The organism is Vibrio sp. S234-5, assembly GCF_000960595.1.
Taxonomy (GTDB): domain Bacteria; phylum Pseudomonadota; class Gammaproteobacteria; order Enterobacterales; family Vibrionaceae; genus Vibrio.
Map to the genome: position 1 here is coordinate 155934 of NZ_JZAM01000060.1, position 18541 is coordinate 174474.

Sequence of the window (18541 nt, forward strand, 5' to 3'; positions counted from 1 at the left end):
AGTGCCTGCGTCGTTGTAGGCCAGTTGTATGCAGAGAATGGTTATGAACCCCAAAAGCAATCCAGACACTATTTTTTCGGCTCCAATCGATAAAATTGGGGATTTCACCTTTGATGAGCGGGTTGCGGAAGTCTTCCCGGACATGATCCAACGCTCGGTGCCAGGTTACAGCAACATCATCTCTGCCATCGGCATGTTGGCTGAGCGCTTCGTCAAACCGCACAGCAAGGTGTATGATCTGGGCTGCTCACTGGGGGCCGCGACTGTGTCAATGCGTCGCCACATCAAACAAGAAGGGTGTCAAATCATTGCGGTCGATAACTCACCTGCGATGGTAGAGCGTTGTAAACTGCACATCAACGCGTATCGCAGCGATACGCCAGTTGAAGTCATTGAAGCGGACATTCGCGATATTGATATTGAAAATGCCTCTGTGGTGGTGCTTAACTTCACTTTGCAATTTCTCATTCCCGCAGACAGAAGAGCGCTACTGGAAAAAATCTATCAGGGGCTGCGCCCAAGCGGCATTTTGATCTTGTCAGAAAAATACGTGTTTGAAGACAAAGTCTCGAACGAACTGCTGATCGACTTGCACCATGACTTCAAACGCGCCAACGGCTACAGCGAACTAGAAATCAGCCAAAAACGCAGTGCCATTGAAAATGTGATGCGCCCAGATTCTATCGCAGTGCACAAAGCACGTTTCGCTGAAATTGGCTTCTCCAGTTTCGAAGTGTGGTTTCAATGCTTTAACTTTGGCTCAATGTTTGCCATCAAATAGTCACCACGTGCCATAGCGGTCGGCTTTGCCATTCAAACTCACAACTAAAAATGACTTTACCAACAGTGATCAATTAACCATGTTTAACTTTGCAAATTTTTATCAACTTATTGCTCAAGACACTCGTCTGCAACCTTGGCTCAATGTACTGCCACAGCAACTGACAGATTGGCAAAATGCGGAGCACGGTGATTTTGATCGCTGGTTACGTGCACTCAACAAAATCTCTGCCGACACGCCGGACAACATCGATATCAAACAATCGGTGACCATTTCAAATCACCAACCTATGCCCATTGGTGAGCTTAAAAAGCTCGAAAGCTTACTGCGCACTTTCCACCCTTGGCGCAAGGGGCCATACCATGTGCACGGTATTCATATCGATACCGAGTGGCGCAGTGATTGGAAATGGGATCGTGTTCTCCCCCATATTTCCCCACTGAAAAACCGCAGCGTGCTTGATGTCGGTTGCGGTAACGGTTATCACATGTGGCGCATGTTGGGCGAAGGGGCACGTCTGTGCGTGGGGATTGATCCTTCCCATCTGTTTTTGATTCAGTTTGAAGCGATTCGCAAGCTGATGGGTGGAGATCAACGCGCTCACCTTTTGCCACTTGGTATTGAGCAACTGCCAAAGTTGCAAGCCTTTGATACCGTGTTCAGTATGGGTGTGCTCTACCATCGCCGTTCACCGCTCGATCATCTGATTCAACTGAAGGATCAGCTCGTTTCCGGTGGTGAGTTGATTTTGGAAACACTGGTCATCGAGGGCGATGAAAACGCTGTCTTGGTACCGAAAGAGCGCTACGCGCAAATGCGCAACGTCTACTTTTTCCCTTCTGCGCGCGCATTGAAAGTGTGGCTGGAGTTGGTCGGCTTTGAACAAGTACGCATTGTCGATGAAAATGTCACCTCGATTGGAGAGCAACGTAGCACCGATTGGATGACTCACAATTCACTGCCAGATTATCTGGACTCGAGCGATCCGAGCAAAACGGTTGAAGGCTATCCAGCGCCGCGCCGCGCCGTGTTGATTGCGAAGAAACCATAATTGACACTCTCTTGACTCAGAATTTTGAGTATCACCATACCCTTACACGAGGATGCTTCACGCATCCTTTTTATTGAGCTACACTCACAAATACAATTACTTAATCCTCATAACCATAAGGCATTCAATGTTACTAAGATTGACGCCAGCGTTCGCTTTTGTTCTGTTATCTGGCTGCACTTTAACCAACAGCGAGCAACATCAACAACAAATGCTCTCCGCCCTGCACAATTCTGAAGCGCGTATCAGCAACCGAATCGAAAACCTGACTCTGCAATCATCCAACCAATCCGATTACATCGAAAGCTTGGAAAATAAAATCCTCGAATTAGAGAAAAAAATCGCGGGAATGCCGCAACCTCAAGCACCAATTACCGTTCCTGCGCCTAAAGTTGCCAAGCCCGAAGTGGTTACAGTCAAGCACGTACCAACCAAAGCGGAGATAGTCCTCGGTGCGATTGAAAAAGTGACGATTGATTCGATTAAACAGTCTTTTGATGCGCGCGTGGATACAGGTGCGGCAACCTCTTCACTCAATGCAGTTGACATTGAAATCTTTGAGCGCAATAGCAAGCAGTGGGTACGTTTTCATCTCGCCGACAGCACCCAACCCGCAACCGAGGAAAATTGGATTGAAGCGCCGATTATTCGCTTCGTCAAAATCCGTCAGTCCACCAATGATGAAACCGAACGCCGCGCGGTCGTTGAGCTGTGGGTGAAAGTGGGGGCGATTCATGAAAAAGCACAATTTACATTGGCAGACCGCTCACAGATGAGCCATCCGGTCCTGCTTGGCCGCGAGTTTATTCGCGATATCGCTCTGGTGGACGTCAGTCGCGCGTACATTCAGAGCGAAACAAATAAGAAATAAGGTAGACTATGACTTCCCGAGTTCCTTTTTACCTATCCATTGTCTTGCTTATTGTCGCCGGCGTGACTTTAAGCGTTTTTAGACACCAGACTTATGGTGTTCCTTGGACTCCTGGCGAAAGCCGGCAAATTTGGGATATTGAGGCGCGAATTGAATTTAACGCGCAAGGCCAGGAGGTAAAAGCCTCTCTTGCCGCTCCAAATACGCAAAACGGTTTTACCTTGATTAGTGAAACGGCCTCCTCGCCGGGTTACGGTGTTTCCTACGTTAATACGGATTCAGGCCGCCGCGCAGAGTGGTCGATTCGCAAAGCTTCTGGCGCACAGACGATTTATTACAAAACCCAGTTTTTGGTTGACCCGCACGCCAAAGCCACGCCGAACCCTCCGGCAGAAACCATCGAAAAGCCCACGTTTACCAGCCCCGAGCAAACCGCGGCCGATGCATTGATCAATCAAGCAATGAGCCGTTCTTCAGACAACGTGACGTTTACGCGTGAACTGATCAAAACGCTCAATGATCCCGATAGCCAAAGTGCGGCACTGCTGCTCAACAACCAAGACAAAACCACGACGTTATATAAACTGCTTTCGAGTGCCGAAGTACAGAGCAAAATTGTCGGCGTCATCGAGCTCGAAGATGGGCGTCGCCGCCAAATGATTCAACCGATGGTCCAAGTATGGAATGGCCAAGATTGGGTGCTGTTTTCACCCAATTCAGTGCAACACGCGACATCGGCCAACCTACTGGTTTGGGATGAATCCAACATCTCTTTGTTAGATTTGATGGGCGGTCAGAACAGCCAAGTGCACTTTTCGATGATTGCTCAGGACATCTCTCCGCAGCAAGCGACCAACAACAAGGTTGAAGCTGATGGGTTGCTAAACCTTTCTATTCACAGCTTGCCGCTTGAAGAGCAGGCGATGTTTAAAACCATCATGTTGATCCCGATTGGCGCGCTGATTGTCGTTTTCCTCAGGGTGATTATCGGCCTGAAAACCTCCGGCACCTTTATGCCAGTACTTATCGCAGTGGCGTTCGTACAGACGCAACTGGTCACAGGCATTGTCGGCTTTTTGCTGATCGTCGGCACCGGTTTAATCATCCGCAGCTATCTGTCCAAGCTCAACCTACTGTTGGTCGCACGGATATCGGCGGTGATCATAACGGTGATCTTAATCATCTCCATTTTTACCGTGGTGGCGTTTAAGATCGGTTTGACAGAAGGGCTTTCAATCACCTTCTTCCCGATGATTATCTTGTCTTGGACTATTGAACGTATGTCCATTCTGTGGGAAGAGGAAGGCGCCAAAGAGGTTATCTTGCAAGGTGGTGGCTCGCTCTTTACCGCCGTATTGGTCTACCTTGGTATGACCAACAGCTATGTGCAGCATCTGACCTTTAATTTTATCGGCCTACAGTTGATCGTTCTTGCCGCTATTTTGCTGTTGGGTACTTACACAGGTTACCGTATCACCGAGTTGCGCCGCTTCAAGCCTCTGGTGGAGGACTAATTGATGCTATCGATTTTGTCCAACTACACCTCGCCGTTTAAGCTGCGCCGCAAAGGCATTATGGGTATGAACAAGCGCAACCATAGCTACATTGGGCGCTATAACGATCGTTCAAAATACCCTTTGGTGGATGACAAGCTGCAAACCAAAATCATCGCCCAGCGCGCTGGGTGTACGGTGCCGCAATTGATTGGTGTGATCAGCAATCAAGTTGAAGTTAAAACCATTCATGAGATGGTCAAAAGCTGGCCTGGCTTTGTTATCAAACCAGCGCGTGGCAGCGGGGGTAAAGGCATTTTGGTGGTCACTTCGCACAAAGATGGCGTGTATACCAAACCCTCTGGGGCCACCATCAATAAAGAGGAAGTCGAGCGCCATTTAAGTAATACACTGGCCGGACTCTTTTCTCTGGGCGGAAAAAACGACGTTGCGGTGGTGGAAAACCTCATCAAATTTGATGACTGTTTCGACGGTTTCAGTTTTGAAGGGGTACCGGATGTGCGCATTATTGTCTTCAAAGGCTATCCGATCATGGCGATGATGCGCTGCTCGACGGCCGCATCCGATGGCAAAGCCAACTTGCACCAAGGCGCTGTCGGAGTGGGTATCGACATTGCGACAGGTAAAGCGGTGCGCGCGGTGCAATTTAACCAGCCGGTCACCCATCACCCAGATACCGGCAAAGAGCTGGCAACGCTACAGGTCCCCCATTGGGAGCGTTTACTCACATTGGCCGCCAGCGCATGGGAAATGACCGGGCTTGGCTATATTGGCACCGACATGGTGTTGGATAAAGAAGAAGGACCGATGGTGCTGGAGCTCAACGCTCGTCCGGGGTTAGCAATTCAGATAGCCAATGGCTGCGGCTTGCTACCAAGGCTGCACCATATTGAAAATTTAGGTACTCAGCTCACGTATCCAACACCGGCAGAGCGTGTCGCCTACTCTGTTCGGCAGTTCAGCGTAATCAAATCACGCGATTAGTCGCTACAACGGCCCACAACCAATGTGGGCCTTTTTCTGCCTATCTCACTTTCTGTTTTCGGCTGGCTGTTTTCGGCTGGCTGTTTTCGACTGGCTGTTTTCGACTGGCTGTTTTCGACTGGGCTAAGATGCAAGCGGACAAGTCACATCAGCCATCGACCTTATAAATGCTTATCGGCCTTGCCGACAAACAGCCTAAGAACCAGCTTTTGAATCAAACGGCCATAGGGTGGGGAAAACAGACTGATCGGGAACCAATCTCGCATCAGCAAAACGCTGCGCGCATGGCTTAGCTCACGAAACCCTTCTTCACCGTGATAGTTACCGATGCCGGAATTGCCAATCCCGCCAAACGGCACCGAATGGTTCATCACATGCCAGCCCCAATCGTTGATGGTGACGCCGCCGCTATGGGTCTTCTCTAGGATTTGCTCGCGCTGAGCCTCATCGTGGCTAAAGAGGTAACAAGCCAGCGGCCGTGGACGTTGGTTGATATAGTCAATCACCTCGTCCACATTTTGATAGCCGTGCACGGGAAGCAGTGGACCAAAAATCTCTTCCTGACAAATGCGCATCTGTGGCGTTAGTTGCGTCGCCACATAAAGCGGCGTCTGTCTGCCATCGCCATACTCAAGACATTGTGTTATCTCTGCGCCTTTTTCACGGGCATCCGCCAGAAGCTCATGAAAACGTTGGTATTGCGCCTCATCCACCAGCGAGGTGTAATCCTGATTACCAGAAAGCTGGTGATACATTTTGCTGTGCGCTTGTTTCAGTGCCGTCACAAACGCGGCCACTTTCGCTTGCGGTACAAAGGCGTAGTCAGGTGCGATGCAAATCTGCCCTGCATTAAACCCTTTGCCATGGGCGATACGCTGCGCCGCCTGATTGATATCAAAATCCTCCAGCACAATGGCTGGCGATTTACCACCGAGCTCCAAAGTCACTGGGGTGAGATTGGCAGCCGCATTCGCCATGATAACCCGTCCGCTGGCTGGCGATCCGGTAAACACCAAATGGTCAAACGGAAGGTGAGAGATCTGCATCGCTTGAGGGTGAGTGCCATCCACCACACAAACCAAGTCTTGCGGGAAAATTTCACTCAACATCTGCCTTAAGATTTGGCTGGTTCTCGGGCAGTTTGGCGGCATTTTTATCATGCAGCGATTGCCTGCCGCCAAGGCGGTGATAAGTGGCCCAACAGAAAGATAAATCGGAAAATTCCACGGGCAAATGATCCCGACCACCCCTTTGGGCTGATAACGCAACTCAAGTTTATTGCCCTTAAACATCAGCTCTGTGGCACGGCGGCGCACTTTCATCCAACCTTTTAAATGGCGCACAACGTGGTTGATGTCTAAAATCGGCGCGAGTACGTCAGCCATTTTCGACTCGGTCACGCTGCGGCCAGCAAAATCGTCACTCATCGCCTGCGCAAGGAGGTCTTGATAGCGGCTTAACTGTTTTTTCAGCGCCAGCAACCACTGCTTTCTTTGGCTAAAGCTTGGCATTGGATCTTGCTGATAAGCGCGTTTGAGCGCATCAAACCAAGACTCAAGCTCATTGACTGCCTGAGCGGGTGTTGCTTCAAGATGGATTTCCGTTTCAGGTTTCACCAGTGCATTCATTGCATCTTCCTCTGTCATCGCTGGTTTATATTAACATCCCGTTCACATAACGAACAGTTGCAATTGGTAGCGAACATGCGGTGATGATCGGCATTTTTTGCTTTTAATTTCGGCCAAAATCAAAAACACCCGCCATATCGGGCGGGTGTTTAACTTACATTGGAAGGATTAGAACGCTTCCAGCAGCTCCTGAGCCTCGCTCTTTGGCTTCTTCTCTTGACCAAATCCGCGCAGTCCAACCACGTGCACGTGTTCATGATCTTTAAACACTTTGCGCACCAGTTTGTAGGTTGTGCCTTTCTCCGGGCTGATGTTCTCAGGCGCGGCGATCAAGAGTTGCATGTCGAGACGATCACACAGCTCGAACAGCGTCGAGATCGATTTCGCATCGAGACGCGCGGCTTCATCTAGGAACAGCAAGCGACAAGGGACAATGTCTTTGCTGCGCAAACGACGCGACTCTTCTTCCCAACTTTGCACCACCATCAGCAAAATCGACTGACCAGTACCGATCGCTTCACCGGTCGATAGCGCGCCCGATTCGGCCTGTAACCAACCATCTGAACCACGGTTGACCTCAATGCTCAACTCGAGGTAATTGCGGTAATCGAGCAGTTCTTCACCAAGGACTTGCGGCGAGCGTTGGCCCATATCAATGTGTGGATTAACGCGTTGGAACAGTTTCGCCATCGCTTCCGAGAAGGTGTAACGCGGCGATTCAAACAGATCTTTGTGCTGTTCTTGCTGCGCTGCCAAACCGTTCAGTAACAGTTCATGGCTTTCCCGCACTTTGACATTCAGTCGCACCCCTTTCACCTGACCAAAGGCGATGTTGGACAAGCCTTGGTTAAGCATGCGGATACGATTTTGCTCACGCTGAATGGTTTTCTGGATGATACTCGCGGCCGATTCCGAACTGATCGCTAGGCGGTTTTCGCGCAGCGTCAATTCTTCAGTCAAACGAGCCAGTTCCACTTCCATCTCTTCAATCGCTTCCACCGGATCATCGGTACGGATGATGTCTTGGCGGATGCGCTCACGCAGATGCTGATACACCGCAATGTAGAACAGGACTTTGCGTTCTGGACGCGAGTTATCTTCCGACAAACGCAGCGCGTCACGCAGATCGTCATTATTCGCCACCGCTAAACGCAACGCGCCGAGCGATTTATCCGACATTGAGCGCAGCTCATCGGCCGAAAGGTAAGCGAGCTCACGTTTGTGCAGACGACGTTCAACGTCGTTTTCGCGTGCTAAACGCAATACCGAGCACCAACCTGCTTTGGCGGCCACAACAAAAGTGCGCAGATCGCTGTAATCTTTCTGCACTTTTTTCAGACGCTTGGCGAGGCCTTTCATTTCAAGCTCGGTCGAGGTGATGGTGCGCTCGTATTCGCTCTTGCGACTGCGCGAAGTGTGCAGGCGCTCATGCAGTTCATCACGACGACGAATGGCTCGCTCTTGCGCGCCGTCATCGGCATGCACACCAAACTCTGCCAACTCTTGCTTAAACTCTTGTACCGTTTCCAGTTTGGCTTGATACGAACTCTTAAGTGAAGCCAGCACCTGATTGTACTGATTCATTTGCCCTTGGGCTTGTTTCAGCGCTTCGCGATAACGTGTACGGCTGCGCTCCGCTTCCACCAACTTGGCGCGAAGCTGTTCACTGAACTCGCTGCCTTGGTTAAGCAGAGCAACCGAATCGGAATAAGCAAAGTAGTGGCGACGTTCCACCAGATCCGACAGCGCAAAAATCTGCTTTTTCAGATCTTGCAGAGCGAGATCGGCGCGCGCAACCTGGGCCTCAAGCGCGTCAAACTGCTCTGGATCAGCCTCCAACACCGACGCCATTTTTTCCAGTTCCGCGACCGATTTTCCATGCTCGCTGATAAAGGCTTTCGCTTGAGTAAGTTGGCTGATTTGCGCTTCAACTTCGGCAAAGCGCGCTTCGATCGTCTCGTCGTCAACCAATCGCATGTTCGGCGCAAGTTTGTCTAGTAGCACCAAGGCTTGCTTACTGCTACTGATCTGCGCGCGATATTGTTGCTCTTTGCCTTCTAACTCGCTTAAGGTGCGAGTCAACTGGTTGTGCGTATCACGCGCTTTACTCAGCGCCAGCTCAGGGTCAGCGGCAAACGCAACTTGGATATGTTCAGCAACAAACTGGTTGAAGGCTTGGAACAGACGCTGCATTTTCTGCGCATCAAACGCCGCTTTAGCATGCTGCTCAACCACCTCTTCACGCTCGCTTCGCAGCAATTCTAAACGCTGCTCACGCGCCGCACGGCCGAACAGTGGAATTTCCGGTAAGCGCGAGTAACGCATTTGACGCTCATTCAAGCGCACGCATACCGCACCATGCAGCTCTTCGGCGTTGAATGAACTGTCATCAAAGGCGTCGATATCTCCTTCAATGATGTAGAGATCTTCGGGACAGTCGTCGAGCTCAACTAATTTCTCTTCGATACCGGACAGATCAGACACCACGATGGCATGACGCGCTGGGCCGTACATGGCACTAAAGTACGGCGCATCATCGATGGTGATGTCATCGTAAATCTCCGATAGCAGGACCCCGCCAAGCGTATCTGCTAGACCTTTCAAGCGCGGATCGTTCGAGCCGCCCGGCGATGCCAAACGCCCAATCTCGCTTTCTAGTTTGGCGCGTCGCTCTGCCAATTTGTCTTTGCTCACTGACAGCGTTTTTTCGCGCTCGAGCACCATCTGCATCTGTGACATTACCGATTGGCTGTCGGCAAGCTCGGCGCCACTTTGCTCTCGGAGTTTCGCCAGCGCATCATTGGCCGCAATCCAACTCGGCGCGAGCGCTTGCAAATGTTCGATCTCAGCGCGGGTGTCTTGTTCAAGACGGCGCTGCTCACTGCGCTGTTCACGGGCTTCTTCTAAGCTCATCTCCAGAGAATCAATCAGCTCGTGGTGACGCTCACGCTCCTGCTCGAACACCAGTTCATCGCTTAGCGAGACATTGTGCTGCTTGCGATATTCATCCGCCATTTCTCGGGCTTGACGCTGTGCGTTCAGGCTACGTTCCAAATCACGATGCTGTGCGCGCCACTGCGATTCATTGCTCAGCAACTGCTGCGCCTCACGCGCTTGTTGCATGACGCTGCGAGCTTTCTCTGCTGCTGACGCACGCTCAACGGGGCCGGTGATACTTTGTAACCACTTGAGCGCCGTTTCAAACTGCTGCGCAGCGGCCGAAGACATATCCAGTTTATGTTTAAGCGCTAATAGGGCTTGGGTTTGCTGCGCTTCGCTCTCTTTGAGCTGTGCAACCAATGACGGTGCACTTTCCGCGCTCAGTTCATCATTGCCAAGCAGCAGTTTGGCTTTTTCCAGCGCTTGCACCGCTTGCTGGTATTGAAGCGCGCGCGTTTGTTGCACATCCAGCGCCTGCTGATAGTCAGCGAGCTGAGTCTTGAGGCTGTCGACCTCTTCTTCGGCAACCGTCGCTTGCTCTTCGACCATCAATACGCGCTCTTGCGCTTCCTCAACGACCATGCTCTGCTCTTCGAGACGCTCGTTCAGTTCTTCAAGATCTTCTTGGTAACGCTCGATCTTCTCTTGTTGACGCAAGGCGTTTTGTACCAACTGCAAGTGATCCGACGCCGCTTGATAATCTTGTTCTAATGCTGATTCCGACTCGATCAACAGCGCCAGCTCTTCCTGAACGCGAGTCAGTAAGCTATTTTGCTCAATCAGCATTTCGCGTGAGCCAAACAGCTCAGAGCGCAGAGAAAGTGTTTGTTCTAACTTGTTGCGGCGATCGTTGGCGTGGCGCATGTAATCAGCAGCCACGTAATTGGTTGATTCGGTGATCAGGTGTTTGAACAGATCACGATCCGCCTGCGTGGTTTTTATCGCTTCCAGCGTCATGCGGTTTTCGCGCAGAGCCGATTCCATGTCTTGGAAGGCTTTTTTCACCCCACCGTTTTGCGGTAAGAGATAATCGCGCAAAGAGCGGGTGATTGCGCTTGAGATACCACCATAAAGCGAGGCTTCAATCAGGCGGTAGAACTTAGAGCGGTCGCTCGAGTTACGCAGCTTTTTCGGGATTACGCCAAACTCAAACATTTGCGAGTGATAATCGACAATCGATGGGAACGATTTAAAATGTGCGCCTTCAAATTGGCCGACACACTCTTTCACGTCATTCAATTGGCGCACGCGAGCCTGAGTTGACGAAACGGTTTCGATCAGCACATCGGTCGGCTTCACATGGCTCGGCAAGCCTTGAATCACAAACGGTTTGATGTCGACTTTTTTATCGCGACCTGCCACTTGCTGCAGTTTCACTGCAAACAGCAAACGTTGATTGCGCGAGTTCACCACATCCAGCGCCGCATAGCAGGCACCTGGCTGCAATTTACCGTAGAGACCTTTGTCACGTGAAGCTTGGCTACTCCCTGCTTCAGTGGTATTGCGAAAATGCAACAAGCTTTGGTCAGGGATCAAAGCGGTGATAAATGCCGCCATGGTGGTCGATTTACCCGCGCCGTTGCCGCCCGAGAGAGTCGTCACCAGACCATCGATATCAAAAGTACGAGCAAAGAAGCCGTTCCAGTTGACCATGGTCAGCGATTGATACTTACCTCTTTCAATCATGCTTCACCCTCTAATTCTGCTTGCTCGTTAAATTCACTATCGTCTTCATCAGCCAATAAGCTGCCTTGTGTTGGCTCTTTGGTGTGCACCACCGCTTCACCGTCACGGATGAGGCGAAGCTGCGCTTCACGCATGTCATCGCCAAGGCGAACGTCAGCGCCAAAGCGGAATACCGCTTCACTGATGCTGAACTTACCGGTATCACCGATATGGATGATCATACCAAGACGGCGCAGACGACGAAGTGAGGTGCGCACTTTCTCAAACAGCTTTTCGCGATCAAGATCAGAGCCCGAAGCGCGATTAGTGACCAACTTCATCAGCTTCTTCTCATCTGCCAACGCTAGCAGCTCTTCGTACAGTTCTTGATTGGTGAAGATGCCTTCGTGCGCCAAACGTTCTGGGCTGAGATAAAGAAAACAGAGCACTTTGCCCACCAGCATGTCCAGTTCAGACAAAACACTGCGGCCAATCAGCGAGGTCGAGCGCGGACGCAGATAGAAAAAGCCTTCGGGCGCTTTCACCAGCTCGGTGTTGTAACGCTGATAAAAAGACGATAGCTCGACTTCAAAGTCACAAAGTAGCGCGTGGTTATCCAGATCTTCGCTGGAGATGTGACGGCCTGCACGCAGCATGCTATCTAAAGCGGGAAAAAGCGGGTTACAAATCGCTTTGGCCAGATTCTCTGGCATGTATTCATTAATATCGGTCGATGACATTTGCTTGTACCTTTGCACCAAAATCGTTGATCGCCTGCCAATCGGGCTGAATCGCCTGATAATCCGACTCGGAATAACCAAGACGGACCGCTTGGTCGATAACCATTCGTGCTAAATCAAAATGATGAGTCTGAGGGTGTTGCGCGAGGTAATCGCGCAGTACTGTGCCGAGATCAATCGGTCTGCCCTGCTCTTTATGCGCTTTAAGCATGCCGCCAATGCGCTCAGCAAGCTCATCATTGACTTGTTGAAACTCTTCATATTCCACTTCTGTGGGGACTTGTCCGGTGACTTCTTCATCACGCAGCATCAGCGCTTCATCGCGAAGATCGCTCAGGCGCTCTGCATCGGCATAGGTGAGATACCAAGGCAGATCAAAGTAGTCCTTCACCGATTGGCGTAGGCGCGAACTAAAGGCGCGGTTCTTATCCATATCGATAGCCGTACGGATGAACTTGTGCACGTGGCGGTCATAGCCGATCCACAAATCAATCGCCTGCTGTCCCCAACTGACGATGCGATCAAGCTTCATCTGCAAACCAAACAGCGTCTCCTCAATAAACTCCAGTTCAGGATCGCCATAAACCAGCTCTTGGATATCCAAAATCTGCGTTTGTAGCTCGTCGCCTGCCGCTTGTAGCGTATCTTGTAACTCTTTGAGTGTATTGGAGGTTTCAGACAGCAGAGACTCACAGTTGTTGATCGCATCACGCCAGTCTTTGTTGAGCAAGTCGGCAATCTGCTGTTTAACCGATTGCTGCTGTTCATCCATCACACGCTGGTTGAGATCGATCTGATCAAAAATCTCACCGACCGAGTACTTGAGCACCCCGTAGACATTTTTCTTCCAATGCCCTGCGGTTCCCCCCTTCTGAGCGGCGTCAATGGCTCTGGCCATTTCACCAGCCACCATAGAGAGCTGAATCGAGAGGCGAAGTTTGGAAAATTCGCGGTGACGGACGTAATAGTCAGTGATGCCTATCGCCAGTGGTGACAAACGATAGATACTGGCTCCCTCGGTCACTTCACTGGTAAATCGGCTAATAAGGCGCTGTTTAACCAGTTCGTTAATTGCGTTGTTGGCTCGAAACGCCGACGCCTCGCCTGTTTCTTCAAATAATCGAGTGACGATAGTAAATGCATCATGCAATTCACCTTCACCCAACTCTTCATCAAACCTTTCGTTACTTAACACCGCGATGGCTATCAAAAATGCCAGACGTTCTGTGGTCAGGTTCAATGAGAAATCGTGCTGCTTAACCCAGCTCACCAATTCATCGATTGGTTGCTCTGCAGCATTGAGAGTTGTCTCACTCATTGTTATTCCTGCTTTTCTTTCTTTTTCGCCCATACATGGATGTATCGGCCTAGCGAGAGGTATGGTTCTTGTCGGCACAATTGCCTTTCCAGTGCCAACACGTCTTCATACTGGTAGTCACCCATATTCTGCCGGTTACCTATGTAGTCGCTAAAACAGCGAATACCGGATTTTCCACCAATCTCAAATCCTGCGTCTTCAATCCACTGATAAACCTGTTGTGGATCCAGACCTTGCTGCGGTTGCAGTTTAAAGCGTTTTCGATGTGGCATGCCTTGTAAAACATGCGGAATATTGCCGCACACCACATTTTTATAAACCAAGCCATGATGGTTATAGAACATGATGGATGCCGCCCCGCCCGGTTTCACTTGCGCAAGCAGTGTCTCTAACGCGCTTTTCGGATCGGCTAACCACTCCATCACCGCGTGAAACAGCAATAAATCTATTGGCTGATCCAAATGTTCAGCGATGGACTGCACCGGAGAATGGATCAGGCGATACTGCGCAAGCAAACCGTTTTTTGCAATATCCTGTTCAGCCAATTGCAGCATTTCAGAAGATAGATCACATAACGCGACCTGATGTCCGAGCTTAGCAAGCTTTTGCGACATTTGCGCTAAGCCACCACCCGCATCGAGAATAGTCAGCGCCTTCTTGTCACCATCGATTGCGGTTAAAACCCGTTCAAGGTCTTCCCAAACAATCACTTGGCGGATCTCTCCTTTATCTGATCCGTAAATATTTTTTGCAAATTTGTGGGCAATATCGTCGAAATTACGGTCTTGGTTCACTGCGGCTTGGGTTATCATATCGAATCGTGCTGCTATTCTGTCATAAGGAAAGCAGGAATAAAGAGGGATTCTCTCTTTTTTACTGTCAAGTGATGTTTTTTCGGACTATTTCTGTATGTTTGAGCTGAAAAAAGCGGTATCGGCGCTTCTCATGCCTTTGCCTGCACTACTCATCATCGGCCTGCTCGGCCTGATGTTGATTATGTTTACCACCAGGCAAAAAACAGGTTGCTTTGTCATTTTATTCTCTTTTATCGGTATTTTTCTGGTTTCATTCCAACCCGTTGCCAGCAAACTTTTAATGCCTTTAGAGCGCCAATACTCGGTTTTTTTACCTGAAGTACAAAGTGTCGATTATGTGATGGTATTGGGTAATGGTCATGTGGTGGACGACCAAATTCCTCCGACCTCTGAACTCAGTCGCACCGCATTGATGCGCCTTGCTGAAGGTATTCGTATTTTGCGCATGTACCCTGGGGCAAAAATGATTTTGTCTGGTTACGCTGGCGGCTCTGAAATTAGTCATGCCCGGATGATGGCAAACGTCGCTTTAGCGCTGGGGGTAGCGAAATCCGATATTATCTTATTGGAAGATGCCAAAGATACTTGGGAAGAAGCGCGTCAGGCTGCCGCTTTTGTTCGGCAGAAGCAGTTGGTGCTGGTTACCTCAGCTAGCCATATGAACCGAGCTTTGAAAGAGTTTAACGATGCAGGCTTAACCCCTTTGCCAGCACCAACCAACTATTTGGCGCAAAAAGAGATCACTCAGGCTTGGGACAAATACGCGCCGAAAGCGCTCTATTTAGAGCAGACCGAACGCTATTGGTATGAAACCTTGGGTCTCATTTGGCAATCTTTGCGCGACTTGTTGACCACCACTCCCAACAACGAAAAAGTCGCCGCGAAAAGTCCTGCTTGAAAATAAAATTCTATCCATAAAAAACGAGCTGTCTGCGCAGCTCGTTTTTTATTGTTCGACATTGAGATCAAGCGCTCTGCTTTGGCGCATTTATGGCTCTTAATCCCCTGCAAACATATAGCCTTCTCCGTGAACCGTGACAAAAATTTGCGGGTTCTTCGGGTCAAACTCCATTTTGGCACGCATGCGGCGAATCAACACATCGATGGTGCGATCATTGGGCGCATCAACGCGATGGCTAATCATGTTTAGAATACGCTCACGGCTTAACACCTGATTTGGGTACGACGAGAGTGCCACCAATAACTCATATTCGGCCTTGGTTAATTTTACCGGTTCGCCATTGCGGCTCAATGCACGACGATGAATGTCAAACGTCCAATCTGCAAAGCGCACAACGTGCTGCTCCTGTTCGTCAGCACGCCCTTTTTGCTTAGCCGTATCGGTTAACGACATCCGCCACAAGAGGTTTTTCACCCGAACTAGCAGCTCTCTTAACTCAAACGGTTTGGTCACGTAATCATCCGCGCCCATCTCCAAACCGACAATTTTGTCTATGCTATCCGTGCGGCCTGTTACTAATATGATGCCGATATCCGATTGGCCACGCAGTTCCCGCGTCAAAAGCAAGCCATCTTCTCCAGTGAGATTAATGTCCAACATCACCAAATCGATGGTTTGGCTGTTCAATACCTCACGCATTTCTACGCCGCTCTCTGCTTCACTGACGGTATATCCTTCATTTTGGAAGTAACCCACCAATTTGGCTCGTGTCACTACATCATCTTCTACGACTAATACGTGATAGCTCATTTACACCACTTTCTGTCATTCTTCTCTACGCCGATTCATTCTATTCATAAACAGTCACATTTCTAGCGTCAGAGCAAAGTTAGCACAATAATCTCGGCTTTTATTGATTCAAGACAAGCTTATTTTTCACCCATTTACAAGCCGACATATAATTAAATAATCCATTAATAATCAGGGTGACCGCTGTTCATTTTTATTGGTTAAACTAATAAGAGAAACCTTGAGGAGCACAAAGAAAATGCAAGAGATCAAAGCCTTCAACGAAAAGCGTGCCGAAATTTACTGGTGGCTTTCAAGCCTTTTCGCCAAAGAGTTGAGCCAAGTGGAACTGGACAAATATCACAGCGCAGAGATTCGCTCATTTCTTTGTGGTTTAGCAGAAAATGACCGTTTGCGGGTTGAAGTGCAGCAACTGGTACAAACGTTGAATAAACTGCTTGAGCGTAAAGATGCTCAACTTGAACTGGCCGCAGACTTTTGCGATCTGTTTCTGAAAAGCGCAAAACATGGCGCTCTACCCTACGCTTCCGTTTACCTCGACCAATCAGGGTTACTCAACGCCGAACCAGCCAGAATGATGGAAAAGCTGATGACAGAGCACGGCGTGAGAGTGAGCGACACTCTCAATGAACCTGCGGATCATCTCGCTATTCAACTGGATTTTTTAGGCCATCTGATTATCCGTTCGAATGAGCTGGAGCAAGAGCGCCATATGGAAGCCGCCTTTGCCAAGCAGCAACAGTTCATTGAAGATATGCTGCTGTCTTGGCTGCCGCAATTTCACCAGCAGTGTCTTCAACACGACCAGTTTGACTTCTACACCAGCGTTGCAAAACTATTAATTGCATTTTGTAAACTGGACAGTGACTATTTACTTGGATAATAATTACAGGCCTATCAATAGAGCAATCACTCGACTGAAGATTAACCAATAAAGTGTGAACACGGATACAATATTCGCGTGCTGAGCTGGTTGCCTGCTGACGTATCTCGATATAAAATTGAGACCGCAAACGATAAAATATGAATTTAATGCAAACCGCTGAAAAACAGCGGTTTTTGTGTTTTTTTAGCTAAGCTGCTGCTTTTCTTGGGTCTCTCCATGTTCAAGACCGATTCGAAGAAAGGTAGCAAGAGCGTTACCCGGCTCAATGTTCCCCGCGGTAACCTTGGACAGGACAAAATTATGGCCACAATTAAAGATGTCGCACGTTTAGCCGGCGTATCAACCACGACAGTTTCACACGTGATCAATAAAACCCGCTTTGTTGCAGAAACAACGCAAGAAAAAGTGATGAAGGCGGTGGATGAACTCAATTACGCGCCTAGCGCCGTCGCACGCAGCTTGAAATGCAATACGACTCGTACTATTGGCATGCTCGTTACTCAGTCAACCAATCTCTTTTTCTCTGAAGTGATTGACGGCGTAGAAAGCTACTGCTACCGCCAAGGCTATACCTTGATTCTATGTAACACTGGTGGCATCTATGAAAAGCAGCGCGACTATATCCGCATGCTGGCTGAAAAACGCGTCGACGGTATCTTGGTGATGTGTTCAGATTTGACCGAAGAGCTGCGTGAAATGCTCGATAGACACGCCGATATTCCAAAAGTAATCATGGACTGGGGCCCGATTAGCTCGCAAGCCGACAAGATCATCGACAACTCAGAAGAAGGTGGCTATCTCGCAACCAAATATCTGATTGATAACGGTCACAGCAAAATTGCCTGCCTGAGCGGTCATTTCGAAAAAGCCGCGTGTCAGGAGCGAATTCTTGGTTTTAAACGCGCAATGGCAGAGGCAAACCTAGCGGTCAATCAAGATTGGATCTTAGAAGGTAACTTTGAATGTGATACAGCCGTATTGGTCGCTGATAAGATCGCCTCTTGGGACGATCGTCCAACGGCCATTTTCTGCTTTAACGACACCATGGCACTTGGCCTAATGAGCCGTTTGCAACAGCTCGGTATCCGTATTCCTGAAGACATGTCGGTGATCGGTTACGACAATATTGAACTGGCCGAGTACTTCTCTCCGCCGCTTACCACCATTCACCAACCAAAACGTCGTGTCGGTAAAAATGCATTTGAAATTCTACTTGAGCGCATTAAAGACAAAGAGCACGATAAACGCATTTTTGAGATGCATCCAGAAATCGTTATTCGCGACACAGTTAAAAAACTGAACTGACATTGTTAAAAAATAGACGCTATTCGGCGTCTATTTTTTTGTGTCAAAACAAAATCATTATTGTGACAAATAACAAGATATTTTCGTACACGAGTTTTGGCTCATTTTCCGCAAACTATTACCTGAACCAAGATCACACTTTTAATTCTAAAATGTGATGTTAGTCCAATAGAAATCGTATCCTTTAGCTGTCACGCACAGGGCAAACCATCTGAAAAGGTGGGACGCAAAGCCTCCGGCCTAAACCAAATGTTGTTTGGTAGGTAGCGGGGTTCCCGATGGCAAAAATGCATTACATTGAGTTGACTCTCTAATGACATCTTGTATGCATT

General features: G+C 49.2%; 14 protein-coding genes and 1 riboswitch. Of the genes, 8 read left to right on the forward strand and 6 right to left on the reverse strand.

Translation table 11 applies throughout. The features are described 5' to 3' along the window. Window positions 1-43: 43 nt before the first annotated feature. From cmoA to UF06_RS01975, 5 genes are all read left to right on the forward strand, one after another. The gene (gene cmoA, locus UF06_RS01955) at window positions 44-781 is read left to right on the forward strand and encodes a carboxy-S-adenosyl-L-methionine synthase CmoA (protein ID WP_045568939.1); all 738 of its coding nucleotides are present in this window, start codon (window positions 44-46) and stop codon (window positions 779-781) included. Window positions 782-860: 79 nt separating this feature from the next. Next, window positions 861-1832, forward strand: a complete 972-nt coding sequence (cmoB, locus tag UF06_RS01960) for a tRNA 5-methoxyuridine(34)/uridine 5-oxyacetic acid(34) synthase CmoB (protein ID WP_045569025.1) — start codon at window positions 861-863, stop codon at window positions 1830-1832. A 127-nt stretch (window positions 1833-1959) separates the two neighbouring features. Further along, complete coding sequence (locus UF06_RS01965) at window positions 1960-2703, forward strand: ATP-dependent zinc protease (RefSeq protein WP_045568940.1); 744 nt, start codon at window positions 1960-1962, stop codon at window positions 2701-2703. A gap of 8 nt (window positions 2704-2711) precedes the next feature. After that, a complete protein-coding gene (locus UF06_RS01970) occupies window positions 2712-4217 on the forward strand; it encodes an inactive transglutaminase family protein (RefSeq protein WP_045568941.1) in 1506 nt (501 codons plus the stop codon). A 3-nt stretch (window positions 4218-4220) separates the two neighbouring features. After that, window positions 4221-5201, forward strand: a complete 981-nt coding sequence (locus UF06_RS01975; RefSeq protein WP_045568942.1) for an alpha-L-glutamate ligase-like protein — start codon at window positions 4221-4223, stop codon at window positions 5199-5201. A 161-nt stretch (window positions 5202-5362) separates the two neighbouring features. Here UF06_RS01975 and UF06_RS01980 read toward each other — a convergent pair whose 3' ends face one another. From UF06_RS01980 to cmoM, 5 genes are all read right to left on the reverse strand, one after another. Continuing rightward, window positions 5363-6829, reverse strand: a complete 1467-nt coding sequence (locus tag UF06_RS01980) for a coniferyl aldehyde dehydrogenase (RefSeq protein ID WP_045568943.1) — start codon at window positions 6827-6829, stop codon at window positions 5363-5365. Window positions 6830-6997: 168 nt separating this feature from the next. After that, the gene (mukB, locus tag UF06_RS01985; protein ID WP_045568944.1) at window positions 6998-11455 is read right to left on the reverse strand and encodes a chromosome partition protein MukB; all 4458 of its coding nucleotides are present in this window, start codon (window positions 11453-11455) and stop codon (window positions 6998-7000) included. After that, a complete protein-coding gene (mukE, locus tag UF06_RS01990; RefSeq protein ID WP_045568945.1) occupies window positions 11452-12174 on the reverse strand; it encodes a chromosome partition protein MukE in 723 nt (240 codons plus the stop codon). The genes mukB and mukE overlap by 4 nt, the downstream gene beginning before the upstream one ends. Then, window positions 12155-13492, reverse strand: coding sequence for a chromosome partition protein MukF (gene mukF / locus UF06_RS01995; protein ID WP_045568946.1), 1338 nt, complete (start codon window positions 13490-13492; stop codon window positions 12155-12157). Before mukF ends, mukE begins: the two co-directional genes overlap by 20 nt. Before the next feature lie 2 nt (window positions 13493-13494). Beyond that, window positions 13495-14304, reverse strand: a complete 810-nt coding sequence (cmoM, locus tag UF06_RS02000; protein ID WP_045568947.1) for a tRNA uridine 5-oxyacetic acid(34) methyltransferase CmoM — start codon at window positions 14302-14304, stop codon at window positions 13495-13497. A 97-nt stretch (window positions 14305-14401) separates the two neighbouring features. On the opposite strand from cmoM, the gene elyC reads away from it, so the two are divergent. Next, a complete protein-coding gene (elyC, locus tag UF06_RS02005) occupies window positions 14402-15205 on the forward strand; it encodes an envelope biogenesis factor ElyC (protein WP_045568948.1) in 804 nt (267 codons plus the stop codon). 99 nt (window positions 15206-15304) lie between these two features. Here the strand turns inward: elyC and torR are convergent, their stop codons facing one another. After that, the gene (torR, locus tag UF06_RS02010) at window positions 15305-16018 is read right to left on the reverse strand and encodes a two-component system response regulator TorR (RefSeq protein ID WP_045568949.1); all 714 of its coding nucleotides are present in this window, start codon (window positions 16016-16018) and stop codon (window positions 15305-15307) included. 238 nt (window positions 16019-16256) lie between these two features. Between torR and torD the strand changes: the two genes are divergently transcribed. Both torD and purR read left to right on the forward strand, forming a co-directional pair. Further along, on the forward strand, window positions 16257-16901 hold the full coding sequence (gene torD, locus UF06_RS02015; RefSeq protein WP_045568950.1) for a molecular chaperone TorD: 645 nt from the start codon (window positions 16257-16259) through the stop codon (window positions 16899-16901). A gap of 303 nt (window positions 16902-17204) precedes the next feature. Beyond that, window positions 17205-18209: an HTH-type transcriptional repressor PurR gene (gene purR, locus UF06_RS02020; protein ID WP_045568951.1), complete on the forward strand. Its 1005-nt coding sequence runs from the start codon at window positions 17205-17207 to the stop codon at window positions 18207-18209. A 191-nt stretch (window positions 18210-18400) separates the two neighbouring features. Then, window positions 18401-18489, forward strand: a riboswitch (cyclic di-GMP riboswitch). Window positions 18490-18541: the final 52 nt, after the last annotated feature.

Coding starts and splice junctions, on each gene's coding strand:
- cmoA (WP_045568939.1), top strand. CDS start 44: ATGAACCCCAAAAGCAATCCAGACACTATTTTTTCGGCTCCAATCGAT.
- cmoB (WP_045569025.1), top strand. CDS start 861: ATGTTTAACTTTGCAAATTTTTATCAACTTATTGCTCAAGACACTCGT.
- UF06_RS01965 (WP_045568940.1), top strand. CDS start 1,960: ATGTTACTAAGATTGACGCCAGCGTTCGCTTTTGTTCTGTTATCTGGC.
- UF06_RS01970 (WP_045568941.1), top strand. CDS start 2,712: ATGACTTCCCGAGTTCCTTTTTACCTATCCATTGTCTTGCTTATTGTC.
- UF06_RS01975 (WP_045568942.1), top strand. CDS start 4,221: ATGCTATCGATTTTGTCCAACTACACCTCGCCGTTTAAGCTGCGCCGC.
- UF06_RS01980 (WP_045568943.1), bottom strand. CDS start 6,829: ATGAATGCACTGGTGAAACCTGAAACGGAAATCCATCTTGAAGCAACA.
- mukB (WP_045568944.1), bottom strand. CDS start 11,455: ATGATTGAAAGAGGTAAGTATCAATCGCTGACCATGGTCAACTGGAAC.
- mukE (WP_045568945.1), bottom strand. CDS start 12,174: ATGTCATCGACCGATATTAATGAATACATGCCAGAGAATCTGGCCAAA.
- mukF (WP_045568946.1), bottom strand. CDS start 13,492: ATGAGTGAGACAACTCTCAATGCTGCAGAGCAACCAATCGATGAATTG.
- cmoM (WP_045568947.1), bottom strand. CDS start 14,304: ATGATAACCCAAGCCGCAGTGAACCAAGACCGTAATTTCGACGATATT.
- elyC (WP_045568948.1), top strand. CDS start 14,402: ATGTTTGAGCTGAAAAAAGCGGTATCGGCGCTTCTCATGCCTTTGCCT.
- torR (WP_045568949.1), bottom strand. CDS start 16,018: ATGAGCTATCACGTATTAGTCGTAGAAGATGATGTAGTGACACGAGCC.
- torD (WP_045568950.1), top strand. CDS start 16,257: ATGCAAGAGATCAAAGCCTTCAACGAAAAGCGTGCCGAAATTTACTGG.
- purR (WP_045568951.1), top strand. CDS start 17,205: ATGGCCACAATTAAAGATGTCGCACGTTTAGCCGGCGTATCAACCACG.